Consider the following 11,109-nt stretch of genomic DNA (forward strand, 5'->3'; position numbering starts at 1 on the left):
TTCTACTTCCGTACAACTGACGTGACTGGCACCATCGAACTGCCGGAAGGCGTAGAGATGGTAATGCCGGGCGACAACATCAAAATGGTTGTTACCCTGATTCACCCGATCGCGATGGACGATGGTCTGCGTTTCGCAATCCGTGAAGGCGGCCGTACCGTTGGCGCGGGCGTTGTAGCTAAAGTTCTGGGCTAATTATTAGTTCTGAATGAAAAAGGGCGCTTCGGCGCCCTTTTTGCTGCCCGTTATCTGGCGTTGACCAGAATGATGTTTGTACGAAAAAAGAGTATCTCTTTGCGTATTTAATCAACTCACTATTGTAATTATAACTATTCTCATTTACACTTTTGAGCATAAATTGAACGGGAGTCGGTATGTACGTTTGTTTGTGTAATGGTGTAAACGATAAAAAAATTCGTCAGGCCGTACGTCAATTTCATCCACAGTCTTTTCAGCAATTGCGCAAATTTATTCCTGTTGGAAATCAATGCGGTAAATGTGTCCGTGCTGCCCGTGAGATTATGGAAGATGAATTAACTCGCATGCCGGAATACCAGGAGAGCGCTTAAGAGCTCAGGCTTTTCTTTGACATCTTTATAGCCCGAACTACGCTTCAATAAGTGGAAGCGGAGGGACTATATAATGAAAGGTGATGTCAAAATCATAAGTTATCTCAATAAATTGTTGGGAAATGAGCTTGTCGCAATAAATCAGTACTTTCTTCACGCCAGAATGTTCAAGAACTGGGGCCTGATGCGCCTCAATGATGTTGAATATCATGAATCCATCGATGAAATGAAACACGCCGATAAGTATATCGAGCGAATTCTCTTCCTTGAAGGTATCCCCAATCTGCAGGATCTTGGCAAACTGGGCATCGGTGAAGATGTTGAAGAGATGCTGCAATCTGATTTGCGACTGGAACTCGAAGGCGCAAAAGACCTACGTGAAGCGATCGCTTATGCCGACAGCGTCCATGACTATGTCAGTCGTGACATGCTTATTGAAATCCTGACGGACGAAGAAGGCCATATTGACTGGCTGGAAACGGAGCTGGATCTGATTGGTAAATTAGGACTGCAAAACTATCTCCAGTCACAAATCAAAGTGGCTGACTGACTAGCGTTTGCCATCCGCACCAAAAACCCGCTGCAGCCAAAAAAGGGCCAAAAGGCAGCGGGTTGTTCAATGACCCCGGTGCTTTCCCGAGAATTATCACTAGCAGCATGACTCCCCCGGCGAAGACAGTCGCCAAAAAAACCAGCTGCGGCAGCATTGGCCAACCGTGCCACGCGCCAAGTGCGGCCAGAAATTTGACATCCCCATAGCCTAGCCCTTCATAACCGCGAATCCCCCGATAGAGCCAATAGAGTAACGTGAAAGCCAGATAGCCGCCGATGGCGCCGCCAACGGCATATTCCAGCCGTAGTGGAGCGTAGTATAGATAATAGAGCAGCCCGCTCCAGAGCAGGGGGCAGGTCAGGCGATCGGGAAGCAGGCCGTAGCGCAGATCGTACCAGCAGAGGGCGAGGGATAAACCGCTATAGACCAGTAATAAGAGGGGCATCATCGGTGAGGTTACCTGGCGATGGAGATATGCGCGGAGTCTGGTCGAAAAAGAGATGGATGGCAAAGGTCCGCATTCATTATCGCGAGGCGCTATCCACGGTATTACCTCAGTTTTCACGACTTTCTATGCCCGCCCGCCGCAGCACGCAAAAATGATTGCTGATTTTGTATGCAGCACTTGCGTCGAGCCCGAATTTGCGTATAATGCGCGGGCCTGTCAAAATTGGCCGGCTGGTTCGATATGAACCCTGATAGAGCTTTTAGCTATCAAACAATGTTCCCAATTGGGGAACTATGTAAGAACGGTTACACTCTCCCATCAATCGTAATGGGTATGAGGAGTAACCATTTCGTCTATAAATAATTGGAGCTCTGGTCTCATGCAGAACCAAAGAATCCGTATCCGTCTTAAAGCGTTTGATCATCGTCTGATCGATCAATCAACCGCGGAAATCGTCGAGACTGCCAAGCGCACTGGTGCGCAGGTCCGTGGTCCGATCCCGCTGCCGACCCGCAAAGAGCGCTTTACCGTTCTGATTTCTCCGCACGTCAACAAAGATGCGCGCGATCAGTACGAAATCCGCACTCACAAGCGTCTGGTTGACATCGTTGAGCCAACTGAGAAAACCGTTGATGCTCTGATGCGTCTGGATCTGGCTGCCGGTGTAGACGTGCAGATCAGCCTGGGTTAATCAGGTCATCGAGCGATTGAGAGGTTGAAACAATGATTGGTTTAGTCGGTAAAAAAGTGGGCATGACCCGCATCTTCACTGAAGATGGCGTATCTATCCCAGTAACCGTAATCGAAGTTGAAGCAAACCGTGTTGCTCAGGTCAAAGACCTGGCTAACGATGGTTACCGCGCAATTCAGGTTACCACCGGTGCTAAAAAAGCTAACCGTGTAACCAAGCCGGAAGCTGGTCACTTCGCTAAAGCTGGCGTAGAAGCTGGCCGTGGTCTGTGGGAATTCCGTCTTGCTGACGGCGAAGAATTCACCGTAGGTCAGAGCATTAGCGTTGAACTGTTTGCTGACGTTAAAAAAGTTGACGTAACCGGTACCTCTAAAGGTAAAGGTTTTGCTGGTACCGTTAAGCGCTGGAACTTCCGTACCCAGGACGCTACTCACGGTAACTCCTTGTCCCACCGCGTTCCGGGTTCTATCGGTCAGAACCAGACTCCGGGCAAAGTGTTCAAAGGCAAGAAAATGGCAGGTCAGCTGGGTAATGAGCGTGTCACCGTTCAGAGCCTGGACGTAGTACGTGTTGACGCTGAGCGCAACCTGCTGCTGGTTAAAGGTGCTGTCCCGGGTGCAACCGGTAGCGACCTGATCGTTAAACCAGCTGTGAAGGCGTGAGGAGATAGCAATGGAATTAGTATTGAAAGACGCGCAGAGCGCGCTGACTGTTTCCGAAACTACCTTCGGTCGTGATTTCAACGAAGCGCTGGTACACCAGGTTGTTGTTGCTTATGCAGCTGGTGCTCGTCAGGGTACTCGTGCTCAGAAGACTCGTGCTGAAGTAACTGGTTCAGGCAAAAAGCCGTGGCGCCAGAAAGGTACCGGCCGTGCGCGTTCAGGTTCTATCAAGAGCCCGATCTGGCGTTCCGGTGGCGTAACCTTCGCTGCTCGTCCGCAGGACCACAGTCAAAAAGTTAACAAAAAGATGTACCGCGGCGCGCTGAAAAGCATTCTGTCCGAACTGGTACGTCAGGATCGTCTGATCGTTGTCGAGAAGTTCTCTGTTGAAGCGCCTAAAACTAAGCTGCTGGCACAGAAACTGAAAGACATGGCTCTGGAAGATGTGCTGATCATCACCGGTGAGCTGGACGAGAACCTGTTCCTGGCTGCGCGCAACCTGCACAAGGTTGACGTACGCGATGCAACTGGTATCGACCCGGTTAGCCTGATCGCCTTCGACAAAGTCGTAATGACTGCTGATGCTGTTAAGCAAGTTGAGGAGATGCTGGCATGATTCGTGAAGAACGTCTGCTGAAGGTGCTGCGTGCACCGCACGTTTCTGAAAAAGCGTCTGCTGCGATGGAAAAAACAAACACCATCGTTCTCAAAGTTGCTAAAGACGCGACCAAAGCAGAAATCAAAGCTGCTGTGCAGAAACTGTTTGAAGTCGAAGTCGAAGTCGTTAACACCCTGGTAGTTAAAGGGAAAGTTAAACGTCACGGACAGCGTATCGGTCGTCGTAGCGACTGGAAAAAAGCTTACGTCACCCTGAAAGAAGGCCAGAATCTGGACTTCGTTGGCGGCGCTGAGTAAGTCGGAGGAGTAATACAATGGCAGTTGTTAAATGTAAACCGACATCTCCGGGTCGTCGCCACGTTGTTAAAGTGGTTAACCCTGAGCTGCACAAGGGCAAACCTTTTGCTCCGTTGCTGGAAAAAAACAGCAAATCCGGTGGTCGTAACAACAATGGCCGTATCACCACCCGTCATATCGGTGGTGGCCACAAGCAGGCTTACCGTATTGTTGACTTCAAACGCAACAAAGATGGTATCCCGGCAGTTGTTGAGCGTCTTGAGTACGATCCGAACCGTTCCGCGAACATCGCGCTGGTTCTGTACAAAGATGGCGAACGCCGTTACATCCTGGCCCCTAAAGGCCTGAAAGCTGGCGACCAGATTCAGTCTGGCGTTGATGCTGCAATCAAAGCAGGCAACACCCTGCCGATGCGCAATATCCCGGTTGGTTCTACCGTTCATAACGTAGAAATGAAACCAGGTAAAGGCGGTCAGCTGGCTCGTTCCGCTGGTACTTACGTTCAGATCGTTGCTCGCGACGGTGCTTATGTCACCCTGCGTCTGCGTTCTGGTGAAATGCGTAAAGTCGAAGCAGACTGCCGCGCTACTCTGGGCGAAGTTGGCAATGCTGAGCATATGCTGCGCGTACTGGGTAAAGCAGGTGCTGCACGCTGGCGTGGTGTTCGTCCTACCGTTCGCGGTACTGCGATGAACCCAGTCGACCACCCACATGGTGGTGGTGAAGGTCGTAACTTTGGTAAGCACCCGGTATCCCCGTGGGGCCTGCAGACCAAAGGTAAGAAGACCCGCAGCAACAAGCGTACTGATAAATTCATCGTACGTCGCCGTAGCAAATAATTTTAGAGGATAAGCCATGCCACGTTCTCTCAAGAAAGGTCCTTTTATTGACCTGCACTTGCTGAAGAAGGTAGAGAAAGCGGTGGAAAGCGGAGACAAGAAGCCCCTGCGCACTTGGTCCCGTCGTTCAACGATCTTTCCTAACATGATCGGTTTGACCATCGCTGTCCATAATGGTCGTCAGCACGTTCCAGTTTTTGTTTCCGACGAAATGGTTGGTCACAAACTGGGTGAATTCGCACCGACTCGTACTTATCGCGGCCACGCTGCTGATAAAAAAGCGAAGAAGAAATAAGGTAGGAGGAAGAGATGGAAACTTTAGCTCAACATCGCCATGCTCGTTCTTCTGCTCAGAAGGTTCGCCTTGTAGCTGACCTGATTCGCGGTAAGAAAGTGTCGCAGGCCCTGGATATTCTGACCTACACCAACAAGAAAGCTGCTGTACTGGTCAAGAAGGTACTGGAATCTGCCATTGCTAACGCTGAACACAACGATGGCGCTGACATTGACGATCTGAAAGTTGCGAAAATTTTCGTAGACGAAGGCCCGAGCATGAAGCGCATTATGCCGCGTGCGAAAGGTCGTGCAGATCGCATCCTGAAGCGCACCAGCCACATCACTGTGGTTGTGTCCGATCGCTGAGACTCTGGAGACTAGCAATGGGTCAGAAAGTACATCCTAATGGTATTCGCCTGGGTATTGTCAAACCATGGAACTCTACCTGGTTCGCGAACACCAAAGAATTCGCTGACAACCTGGACAGCGATTTTAAAGTACGTCAGTTCCTGACTAAAGAACTGGCTAAAGCGTCCGTATCTCGTATCGTTATCGAGCGTCCGGCTAAGAGCATCCGTGTGACTATTCACACTGCTCGCCCGGGCATCGTTATCGGTAAGAAAGGCGAAGACGTAGAAAAACTGCGCAAGGTCGTAGCGGATATCGCTGGCGTTCCTGCACAGATCAATATCGCCGAAGTTCGTAAGCCAGAACTGGACGCTAAATTGGTTGCTGACAGCATCACTTCTCAGCTGGAACGTCGCGTTATGTTCCGTCGTGCGATGAAGCGTGCTGTACAGAACGCAATGCGTCTGGGCGCTAAAGGTATCAAAGTTGAAGTTAGCGGCCGTCTGGGCGGCGCGGAAATCGCACGTACCGAATGGTACCGTGAAGGTCGCGTACCGCTGCACACTCTGCGTGCTGACATCGACTACAACACCTCTGAAGCGCACACCACTTACGGTGTAATCGGCGTTAAGGTATGGATCTTCAAAGGCGAGATCCTGGGTGGTATGGCTGCTGTTGAACAACCGGAACCGGCTGCTCAACCTAAAAAGCAGCAGCGTAAAGGCCGTAAATAAGGAGCGTCGCTGATGTTACAACCAAAGCGTACAAAATTCCGTAAAGTGCACAAAGGCCGCAACCGTGGTCTGGCGCAGGGTACGGATGTTAGCTTCGGCACTTTCGGTCTGAAAGCTGTTGGCCGTGGTCGTCTGACTGCACGTCAGATCGAAGCAGCACGTCGTGCTATGACCCGTGCAGTTAAGCGTCAAGGTAAGATCTGGATCCGTGTATTCCCGGACAAACCGATCACCGAGAAGCCGCTGGAAGTTCGTATGGGTAAAGGTAAAGGTAACGTGGAGTACTGGGTTGCCTTGATTCAGCCGGGTAAAGTCCTTTATGAAATGGACGGCGTACCGGAAGAGCTGGCCCGTGAAGCCTTCGGCCTGGCAGCAGCGAAACTGCCTATCAAAACCACCTTTGTAACTAAGACGGTGATGTAATGAAAGCAAAAGAGCTGCGTGAAAAAAGCGTTGAAGAGCTGAACGCTGAGCTGCTGAACCTGCTGCGTGAGCAGTTCAACCTGCGTATGCAGGCTGCAAGTGGCCAGCTGCAACAGACTCATCTGCTGAAGCAAGTGCGTCGTGATGTTGCACGCGTTAAGACTTTACTGACTGAGAAGGCGGGTGCGTAATGACCGATAAAATCCGTACTCTGCAAGGTCGCGTAGTTAGCAATAAAATGGAGAAATCCATCGTTGTTGCTATCGAACGTTTTGTGAAACACCCGATCTACGGTAAATTCATCAAGCGTACGACCAAACTGCACGTACATGACGAGAACAACGAATGCGGTATCGGTGACGTGGTCGAAATCCACGAATGCCGTCCGCTGTCCAAGACTAAGTCCTGGACGCTGGTTCGCGTTGTAGAGAAAGCAGTTCTGTAATAGAGCCTGCATTCTCAACGGATAAACGGCTCAGCGATGAGCCGTTTATTTTTTCTACCCATATCCGATTTCCGGTGTTATAATGCCGCGCCCTCGATATGGGGATTTTTAACGGCCCGACTTTGGGTCTCAGTAGTAGTTGACATTAGCGGAGCACTAAAATGATCCAAGAACAGACTATGCTGAACGTCGCCGACAACTCCGGTGCACGTCGCGTAATGTGTATCAAGGTTCTGGGTGGCTCGCACCGTCGCTACGCAGGCGTAGGCGACATCATCAAGATCACCATCAAGGAAGCAATTCCGCGTGGTAAGGTCAAAAAAGGTGATGTGCTGAAGGCGGTAGTGGTGCGCACCAAGAAGGGTGTTCGTCGCCCGGACGGTTCTGTCATTCGCTTCGATGGTAATGCATGCGTTATTCTGAACAATAACAGCGAGCAGCCCATCGGTACGCGTATTTTTGGGCCGGTAACTCGTGAGCTTCGTACCGAGAAGTTCATGAAAATTATCTCTCTGGCACCAGAAGTACTCTAAGGAGCGAATCATGGCAGCGAAAATCCGTCGTGATGACGAAGTTATCGTGTTAACCGGTAAAGATAAAGGTAAACGCGGTAAAGTTAAGAATGTCTTGTCTTCCGGCAAGCTCATTGTTGAAGGTATCAACCTGGTTAAGAAACACCAGAAGCCGGTTCCGGCTCTGAACCAACCAGGCGGCATCGTTGAAAAAGAAGCTGCTATTCAGGTTTCTAACGTTGCAATCTTCAATGCGGCAACCGGCAAGGCTGACCGTGTAGGCTTTAGATTCGAAGACGGCAAAAAAGTCCGTTTCTTCAAGTCTAACAGCGAAACTATCAAGTAATTTGGAGTAGTACGATGGCGAAACTGCATGATTACTACAAAGACGAAGTAGTTAATAAACTCATGACTGAGTTTAACTACAATTCTGTCATGCAAGTCCCTCGGGTCGAGAAGATCACCCTGAACATGGGTGTTGGTGAAGCGATCGCTGACAAGAAACTGCTGGATAACGCAGCAGCTGATCTGACAGCAATCTCCGGTCAAAAGCCGTTGATCACCAAAGCACGCAAATCAGTTGCAGGCTTCAAAATCCGTCAGGGCTATCCGATCGGCTGTAAAGTAACTCTGCGTGGCGAACGCATGTGGGAGTTCTTTGAGCGCCTGATCACTATTGCTGTACCGCGTATCCGTGACTTCCGTGGCTTGTCCGCTAAGTCTTTCGACGGTCGTGGTAACTACAGCATGGGTGTCCGTGAGCAGATCATCTTCCCAGAAATCGACTACGATAAAGTCGACCGCGTTCGTGGTTTGGATATTACCATTACCACTACTGCGAAATCTGATGAAGAAGGCCGCGCTCTGCTGGCTGCCTTTGACTTCCCGTTCCGCAAGTAAGGTAGGGTTACTTAATGGCTAAGCAATCAATGAAAGCACGCGAAGTAAAGCGCGTGGCTTTAGCTGATAAATTCTTCGCTAAACGCGCTGAACTGAAAGCTATCATCTCTGATGTGAACGCAACCGACGAAGATCGTTGGAATGCTGTTCTCAAGCTGCAGACTCTGCCGCGTGATTCCAGCCCGTCTCGTCAGCGTAACCGCTGCCGTCAAACAGGTCGTCCGCATGGTTTCCTGCGGAAGTTCGGGTTGAGCCGTATCAAGGTCCGTGAAGCCGCAATGCGCGGTGAAATCCCGGGTCTGAAAAAGGCTAGCTGGTAATTGTCACCAATTGAATCACGGGAGTAAAGACAGATGAGCATGCAAGATCCGATCGCGGATATGCTGACCCGTATCCGTAACGGTCAGGCCGCGAATAAAGCTGCGGTCACCATGCCTTCCTCCAAGCTGAAAGTGGCAATTGCCAACGTGCTGAAGGAAGAAGGCTTTATTGAAGATTTTAAAGTTGAAGGCGACATCAAGCCGGAACTGGAACTGACTCTTAAGTATTTCCAGGGTAAAGCTGTTGTAGAAAGCATTCAGCGTGTCAGCCGCCCAGGTCTGCGCATCTATAAGCGTAAAGATGAGCTGCCAAAAGTTATGGCGGGTCTGGGTATCGCAGTTATTTCTACCTCTAAAGGTGTTATGACTGATCGTGCAGCGCGCCAAGCTGGTCTTGGTGGCGAAATTATCTGCTACGTAGCCTAATCGGAGGAAAAAATGTCTCGTGTTGCTAAAGCACCGGTCGTTATTCCTGCCGGCGTTGACGTAAAAATCAACGGTCAGGTTATTACGATCAAAGGTAAGAATGGCGAGCTGACTCGTACTCTCAACGATGCTGTTGAAGTTAAACATGCAGATAATGCACTGACCTTCGGTCCGCGTGATGGTTTCGCAGACGGTTGGGCTCAGGCTGGTACCGCGCGTGCCCTGCTTAACTCAGTAGTTATCGGTGTTACCGAAGGCTTCACTAAAAAGCTTCAGCTGGTTGGTGTAGGTTATCGTGCAGCGGTTAAAGGGGATGTAGTAAACCTGGCTTTAGGTTTCTCTCATCCTGTTGAACACAAACTGCCGGCCGGTATCACTGCAGAATGCCCGACTCAAACTGAAATCGTGCTGAAAGGCGCTGATAAGCAGGTGATCGGTCAGGTTGCAGCAGATCTGCGCGCCTACCGTCGTCCTGAGCCTTATAAAGGCAAGGGTGTTCGTTACGCCGACGAAGTCGTGCGTACCAAAGAGGCTAAGAAGAAGTAAGGTAACACTATGGATAAGAAATCTGCTCGTATCCGTCGTGCGACCCGCGCACGCCGCAAGCTCCAGGAGCTGGGTGCAACTCGCCTGGTGGTACATCGTACCCCGCGTCATATTTACGCACAGGTAATTGCACCGAACGGTTCTGAAGTTCTGGTAGCTGCTTCTACTGTAGAAAAAGCTATCGCTGAACAACTGAAGTACACCGGTAACAAAGACGCGGCTGCAGCTGTGGGTAAAGCTGTTGCTGAACGCGCTCTGGAAAAAGGCATCAAAGATGTTTCCTTTGACCGTTCCGGGTTCCAATATCATGGTCGTGTCCAGGCACTGGCAGATGCTGCCCGTGAAGCTGGCCTTCAGTTCTAAGGTAGAGGTGTAAGATGGCTCACATCGAAAAACAAGCTGGCGAACTGCAGGAAAAGCTGATCGCGGTTAACCGCGTATCTAAAACCGTTAAAGGTGGTCGTATTTTCTCCTTCACAGCTCTGACTGTAGTTGGTGATGGTAATGGCCGCGTAGGTTTTGGTTACGGTAAAGCGCGTGAAGTTCCAGCAGCGATCCAGAAAGCGATGGAAAAAGCCCGTCGCAATATGATTAACGTCGCGCTGAACCACGGCACCCTGCAACACCCGGTTAAAGGTGTTCACACGGGTTCTCGTGTATTCATGCAGCCAGCTTCCGAAGGTACCGGTATCATCGCCGGTGGTGCAATGCGCGCCGTTCTGGAAGTTGCTGGAGTTCATAACGTTCTGGCTAAAGCATATGGTTCCACCAACCCGATCAACGTGGTTCGTGCAACTATTGATGGCCTGGAAAATATGAATTCTCCAGAAATGGTCGCTGCCAAGCGTGGTAAATCCGTTGAAGAAATTCTGGGGAAATAAACCATGGCAAAGACTATTAAAATTACTCAAACCCGCAGTGCAATCGGTCGTCTGCCGAAACACAAGGCAACGCTGCTTGGCCTGGGTCTGCGTCGTATTGGTCACACCGTAGAACGCGAGGATACTCCTGCTGTTCGTGGTATGGTCAACGCGGTTTCCTTTATGGTTAAAGTTGAGGAGTAAGAGATGCGTTTAAATACTCTGTCTCCGGCCGAAGGCTCCAAAAAGGCGGGTAAACGCCTTGGTCGTGGTATCGGTTCTGGCCTCGGTAAAACCGGTGGTCGTGGTCACAAAGGTCAGAACTCTCGTTCTGGCGGTGGCGTACGTCGCGGTTTCGAGGGTGGTCAGATGCCTCTGTACCGTCGTCTGCCGAAATTCGGCTTCACTTCTCGTAAAGCGATGATCACTGCAGAAGTTCGTCTGTCTGATCTGGCTCACGTAGAAGGCGATGTAGTCGACCTGAACACGCTGAAAGCAGCTAACATTATCGGTATTCAGATTGAGTTCGCGAAAGTGATCCTGTCTGGTGAGGTAGCTCGTCCGGTAACTGTTCGTGGCCTGCGTGTGACTAAAGGTGCTCGTGCTGCTATCGAAGCTGCTGGCGGTAAAATTGAGGAATAA

General features: G+C 50.5%; 25 protein-coding genes. 24 read left to right on the plus strand and 1 reads right to left on the minus strand.

Features of this window, described 5'->3' with window-relative positions:
* The 3 genes from BV390_RS28125 to bfr all read left to right on the plus strand — a co-directional run.
* A partial coding sequence (locus tag BV390_RS28125; RefSeq protein ID WP_031616099.1) for an EF-Tu C-terminal domain-related protein occupies positions 1-195 on the plus strand: 195 nt, incomplete at its 5' end.
* Between the two features lie 179 nt (positions 196-374).
* Positions 375-569, plus strand: coding sequence for a bacterioferritin-associated ferredoxin (gene bfd, locus BV390_RS28130; protein ID WP_004868381.1), 195 nt, complete (start codon positions 375-377; stop codon positions 567-569).
* 73 nt (positions 570-642) lie between these two features.
* Positions 643-1,119 (plus strand): bacterioferritin, encoded by a 477-nt coding sequence (gene bfr / locus BV390_RS28135; protein ID WP_004868378.1) that lies wholly within the window; start codon positions 643-645, stop codon positions 1,117-1,119.
* On the opposite strand, the gene BV390_RS28140 is transcribed toward bfr, so the two are convergent.
* Entirely contained in the window at positions 1,103-1,570 is a 468-nt protein-coding gene (locus BV390_RS28140; RefSeq protein ID WP_032690481.1) for a prepilin peptidase, read from the minus strand. The two genes, bfr and BV390_RS28140, sit on opposite strands and share 17 nt — an antisense overlap.
* 379 nt (positions 1,571-1,949) lie before the next feature.
* Here BV390_RS28140 and rpsJ point away from each other — a divergent pair, with 379 nt between their 5' ends.
* The 21 genes from rpsJ to rplO all read left to right on the plus strand — a co-directional run bounded on the left by rpsJ (position 1,950) and on the right by rplO (position 11,109).
* Positions 1,950-2,261, plus strand: coding sequence for a 30S ribosomal protein S10 (gene rpsJ, locus BV390_RS28145; RefSeq protein WP_001181005.1), 312 nt, complete (start codon positions 1,950-1,952; stop codon positions 2,259-2,261).
* Positions 2,262-2,293: 32 nt separating this feature from the next.
* Positions 2,294-2,923, plus strand: a complete 630-nt coding sequence (gene rplC / locus BV390_RS28150; protein WP_004868374.1) for a 50S ribosomal protein L3 — start codon at positions 2,294-2,296, stop codon at positions 2,921-2,923.
* Positions 2,924-2,933: 10 nt separating this feature from the next.
* On the plus strand, positions 2,934-3,539 hold the full coding sequence (rplD, locus tag BV390_RS28155; RefSeq protein WP_000424395.1) for a 50S ribosomal protein L4: 606 nt from the start codon (positions 2,934-2,936) through the stop codon (positions 3,537-3,539).
* Positions 3,536-3,838 (plus strand): 50S ribosomal protein L23, encoded by a 303-nt coding sequence (rplW, locus tag BV390_RS28160; protein WP_004868363.1) that lies wholly within the window; start codon positions 3,536-3,538, stop codon positions 3,836-3,838. Before rplD ends, rplW begins: the two co-directional genes overlap by 4 nt.
* Before the next feature lie 17 nt (positions 3,839-3,855).
* On the plus strand, positions 3,856-4,677 hold the full coding sequence (gene rplB / locus BV390_RS28165; protein ID WP_002919786.1) for a 50S ribosomal protein L2: 822 nt from the start codon (positions 3,856-3,858) through the stop codon (positions 4,675-4,677).
* A 16-nt stretch (positions 4,678-4,693) separates the two neighbouring features.
* A complete protein-coding gene (rpsS, locus tag BV390_RS28170; RefSeq protein WP_001138115.1) occupies positions 4,694-4,972 on the plus strand; it encodes a 30S ribosomal protein S19 in 279 nt (92 codons plus the stop codon).
* A 14-nt stretch (positions 4,973-4,986) separates the two neighbouring features.
* Entirely contained in the window at positions 4,987-5,319 is a 333-nt protein-coding gene (rplV, locus tag BV390_RS28175; RefSeq protein WP_002919773.1) for a 50S ribosomal protein L22, read from the plus strand.
* 17 nt (positions 5,320-5,336) lie between these two features.
* Positions 5,337-6,035: a 30S ribosomal protein S3 gene (gene rpsC, locus BV390_RS28180; protein WP_002919766.1), complete on the plus strand. Its 699-nt coding sequence runs from the start codon at positions 5,337-5,339 to the stop codon at positions 6,033-6,035.
* Between the two features lie 12 nt (positions 6,036-6,047).
* Positions 6,048-6,458, plus strand: a complete 411-nt coding sequence (gene rplP, locus BV390_RS28185) for a 50S ribosomal protein L16 (RefSeq protein WP_002919759.1) — start codon at positions 6,048-6,050, stop codon at positions 6,456-6,458.
* The gene (gene rpmC / locus BV390_RS28190) at positions 6,458-6,649 is read left to right on the plus strand and encodes a 50S ribosomal protein L29 (RefSeq protein ID WP_004868359.1); all 192 of its coding nucleotides are present in this window, start codon (positions 6,458-6,460) and stop codon (positions 6,647-6,649) included. The genes rplP and rpmC overlap by 1 nt, the downstream gene beginning before the upstream one ends.
* The gene (gene rpsQ / locus BV390_RS28195) at positions 6,649-6,903 is read left to right on the plus strand and encodes a 30S ribosomal protein S17 (protein WP_004868357.1); all 255 of its coding nucleotides are present in this window, start codon (positions 6,649-6,651) and stop codon (positions 6,901-6,903) included. Before rpmC ends, rpsQ begins: the two co-directional genes overlap by 1 nt.
* Positions 6,904-7,064: 161 nt before the next feature.
* Complete coding sequence (gene rplN / locus BV390_RS28200) at positions 7,065-7,436, plus strand: 50S ribosomal protein L14 (protein WP_002919748.1); 372 nt, start codon at positions 7,065-7,067, stop codon at positions 7,434-7,436.
* A 10-nt stretch (positions 7,437-7,446) separates the two neighbouring features.
* On the plus strand, positions 7,447-7,761 hold the full coding sequence (gene rplX / locus BV390_RS28205) for a 50S ribosomal protein L24 (RefSeq protein WP_004106345.1): 315 nt from the start codon (positions 7,447-7,449) through the stop codon (positions 7,759-7,761).
* Positions 7,762-7,775: 14 nt separating this feature from the next.
* The gene (gene rplE, locus BV390_RS28210) at positions 7,776-8,315 is read left to right on the plus strand and encodes a 50S ribosomal protein L5 (RefSeq protein WP_001096206.1); all 540 of its coding nucleotides are present in this window, start codon (positions 7,776-7,778) and stop codon (positions 8,313-8,315) included.
* 14 nt (positions 8,316-8,329) lie between these two features.
* Complete coding sequence (gene rpsN / locus BV390_RS28215) at positions 8,330-8,635, plus strand: 30S ribosomal protein S14 (RefSeq protein WP_002919667.1); 306 nt, start codon at positions 8,330-8,332, stop codon at positions 8,633-8,635.
* 33 nt (positions 8,636-8,668) lie between these two features.
* Positions 8,669-9,061 (plus strand): 30S ribosomal protein S8, encoded by a 393-nt coding sequence (gene rpsH, locus BV390_RS28220; RefSeq protein WP_004106343.1) that lies wholly within the window; start codon positions 8,669-8,671, stop codon positions 9,059-9,061.
* Between the two features lie 12 nt (positions 9,062-9,073).
* Positions 9,074-9,607, plus strand: a complete 534-nt coding sequence (rplF, locus tag BV390_RS28225) for a 50S ribosomal protein L6 (protein ID WP_004868354.1) — start codon at positions 9,074-9,076, stop codon at positions 9,605-9,607.
* Between the two features lie 9 nt (positions 9,608-9,616).
* A complete protein-coding gene (rplR, locus tag BV390_RS28230; RefSeq protein WP_000358960.1) occupies positions 9,617-9,970 on the plus strand; it encodes a 50S ribosomal protein L18 in 354 nt (117 codons plus the stop codon).
* Positions 9,971-9,984: 14 nt separating this feature from the next.
* The gene (gene rpsE, locus BV390_RS28235) at positions 9,985-10,488 is read left to right on the plus strand and encodes a 30S ribosomal protein S5 (RefSeq protein WP_004106339.1); all 504 of its coding nucleotides are present in this window, start codon (positions 9,985-9,987) and stop codon (positions 10,486-10,488) included.
* A 3-nt stretch (positions 10,489-10,491) separates the two neighbouring features.
* A complete protein-coding gene (gene rpmD / locus BV390_RS28240; protein WP_001140434.1) occupies positions 10,492-10,671 on the plus strand; it encodes a 50S ribosomal protein L30 in 180 nt (59 codons plus the stop codon).
* Between the two features lie 3 nt (positions 10,672-10,674).
* Positions 10,675-11,109 (plus strand): 50S ribosomal protein L15, encoded by a 435-nt coding sequence (gene rplO, locus BV390_RS28245; RefSeq protein WP_004868352.1) that lies wholly within the window; start codon positions 10,675-10,677, stop codon positions 11,107-11,109.

The sequence above is a fragment of the Klebsiella sp. YJ genome (assembly GCF_002108615.1).
GTDB lineage: Bacteria > Pseudomonadota > Gammaproteobacteria > Enterobacterales > Enterobacteriaceae > Klebsiella > Klebsiella planticola.

What these genes read in the sequence shown, in the direction of transcription:
- rpsN (WP_002919667.1), top strand. Translation starts at nt 8,330, where the DNA reads ATGGCTAAGCAATCAATGAAAGCACGCGAAGTAAAGCGCGTGGCTTTA.
- rpsJ (WP_001181005.1), top strand. Translation starts at nt 1,950, where the DNA reads ATGCAGAACCAAAGAATCCGTATCCGTCTTAAAGCGTTTGATCATCGT.
- bfr (WP_004868378.1), top strand. Translation starts at nt 643, where the DNA reads ATGAAAGGTGATGTCAAAATCATAAGTTATCTCAATAAATTGTTGGGA.
- rplR (WP_000358960.1), top strand. Translation starts at nt 9,617, where the DNA reads ATGGATAAGAAATCTGCTCGTATCCGTCGTGCGACCCGCGCACGCCGC.
- rplD (WP_000424395.1), top strand. Translation starts at nt 2,934, where the DNA reads ATGGAATTAGTATTGAAAGACGCGCAGAGCGCGCTGACTGTTTCCGAA.
- rplF (WP_004868354.1), top strand. Translation starts at nt 9,074, where the DNA reads ATGTCTCGTGTTGCTAAAGCACCGGTCGTTATTCCTGCCGGCGTTGAC.
- rpmC (WP_004868359.1), top strand. Translation starts at nt 6,458, where the DNA reads ATGAAAGCAAAAGAGCTGCGTGAAAAAAGCGTTGAAGAGCTGAACGCT.
- rpsE (WP_004106339.1), top strand. Translation starts at nt 9,985, where the DNA reads ATGGCTCACATCGAAAAACAAGCTGGCGAACTGCAGGAAAAGCTGATC.
- bfd (WP_004868381.1), top strand. Translation starts at nt 375, where the DNA reads ATGTACGTTTGTTTGTGTAATGGTGTAAACGATAAAAAAATTCGTCAG.
- rpsH (WP_004106343.1), top strand. Translation starts at nt 8,669, where the DNA reads ATGAGCATGCAAGATCCGATCGCGGATATGCTGACCCGTATCCGTAAC.
- rplX (WP_004106345.1), top strand. Translation starts at nt 7,447, where the DNA reads ATGGCAGCGAAAATCCGTCGTGATGACGAAGTTATCGTGTTAACCGGT.
- rplP (WP_002919759.1), top strand. Translation starts at nt 6,048, where the DNA reads ATGTTACAACCAAAGCGTACAAAATTCCGTAAAGTGCACAAAGGCCGC.
- rpsS (WP_001138115.1), top strand. Translation starts at nt 4,694, where the DNA reads ATGCCACGTTCTCTCAAGAAAGGTCCTTTTATTGACCTGCACTTGCTG.
- rpsQ (WP_004868357.1), top strand. Translation starts at nt 6,649, where the DNA reads ATGACCGATAAAATCCGTACTCTGCAAGGTCGCGTAGTTAGCAATAAA.
- rplN (WP_002919748.1), top strand. Translation starts at nt 7,065, where the DNA reads ATGATCCAAGAACAGACTATGCTGAACGTCGCCGACAACTCCGGTGCA.
- BV390_RS28140 (WP_032690481.1), bottom strand. Translation starts at nt 1,570, where the DNA reads ATGATGCCCCTCTTATTACTGGTCTATAGCGGTTTATCCCTCGCCCTC.
- rplV (WP_002919773.1), top strand. Translation starts at nt 4,987, where the DNA reads ATGGAAACTTTAGCTCAACATCGCCATGCTCGTTCTTCTGCTCAGAAG.
- rplE (WP_001096206.1), top strand. Translation starts at nt 7,776, where the DNA reads ATGGCGAAACTGCATGATTACTACAAAGACGAAGTAGTTAATAAACTC.
- rpmD (WP_001140434.1), top strand. Translation starts at nt 10,492, where the DNA reads ATGGCAAAGACTATTAAAATTACTCAAACCCGCAGTGCAATCGGTCGT.
- rplC (WP_004868374.1), top strand. Translation starts at nt 2,294, where the DNA reads ATGATTGGTTTAGTCGGTAAAAAAGTGGGCATGACCCGCATCTTCACT.
- rplW (WP_004868363.1), top strand. Translation starts at nt 3,536, where the DNA reads ATGATTCGTGAAGAACGTCTGCTGAAGGTGCTGCGTGCACCGCACGTT.
- rplB (WP_002919786.1), top strand. Translation starts at nt 3,856, where the DNA reads ATGGCAGTTGTTAAATGTAAACCGACATCTCCGGGTCGTCGCCACGTT.
- rpsC (WP_002919766.1), top strand. Translation starts at nt 5,337, where the DNA reads ATGGGTCAGAAAGTACATCCTAATGGTATTCGCCTGGGTATTGTCAAA.
- rplO (WP_004868352.1), top strand. Translation starts at nt 10,675, where the DNA reads ATGCGTTTAAATACTCTGTCTCCGGCCGAAGGCTCCAAAAAGGCGGGT.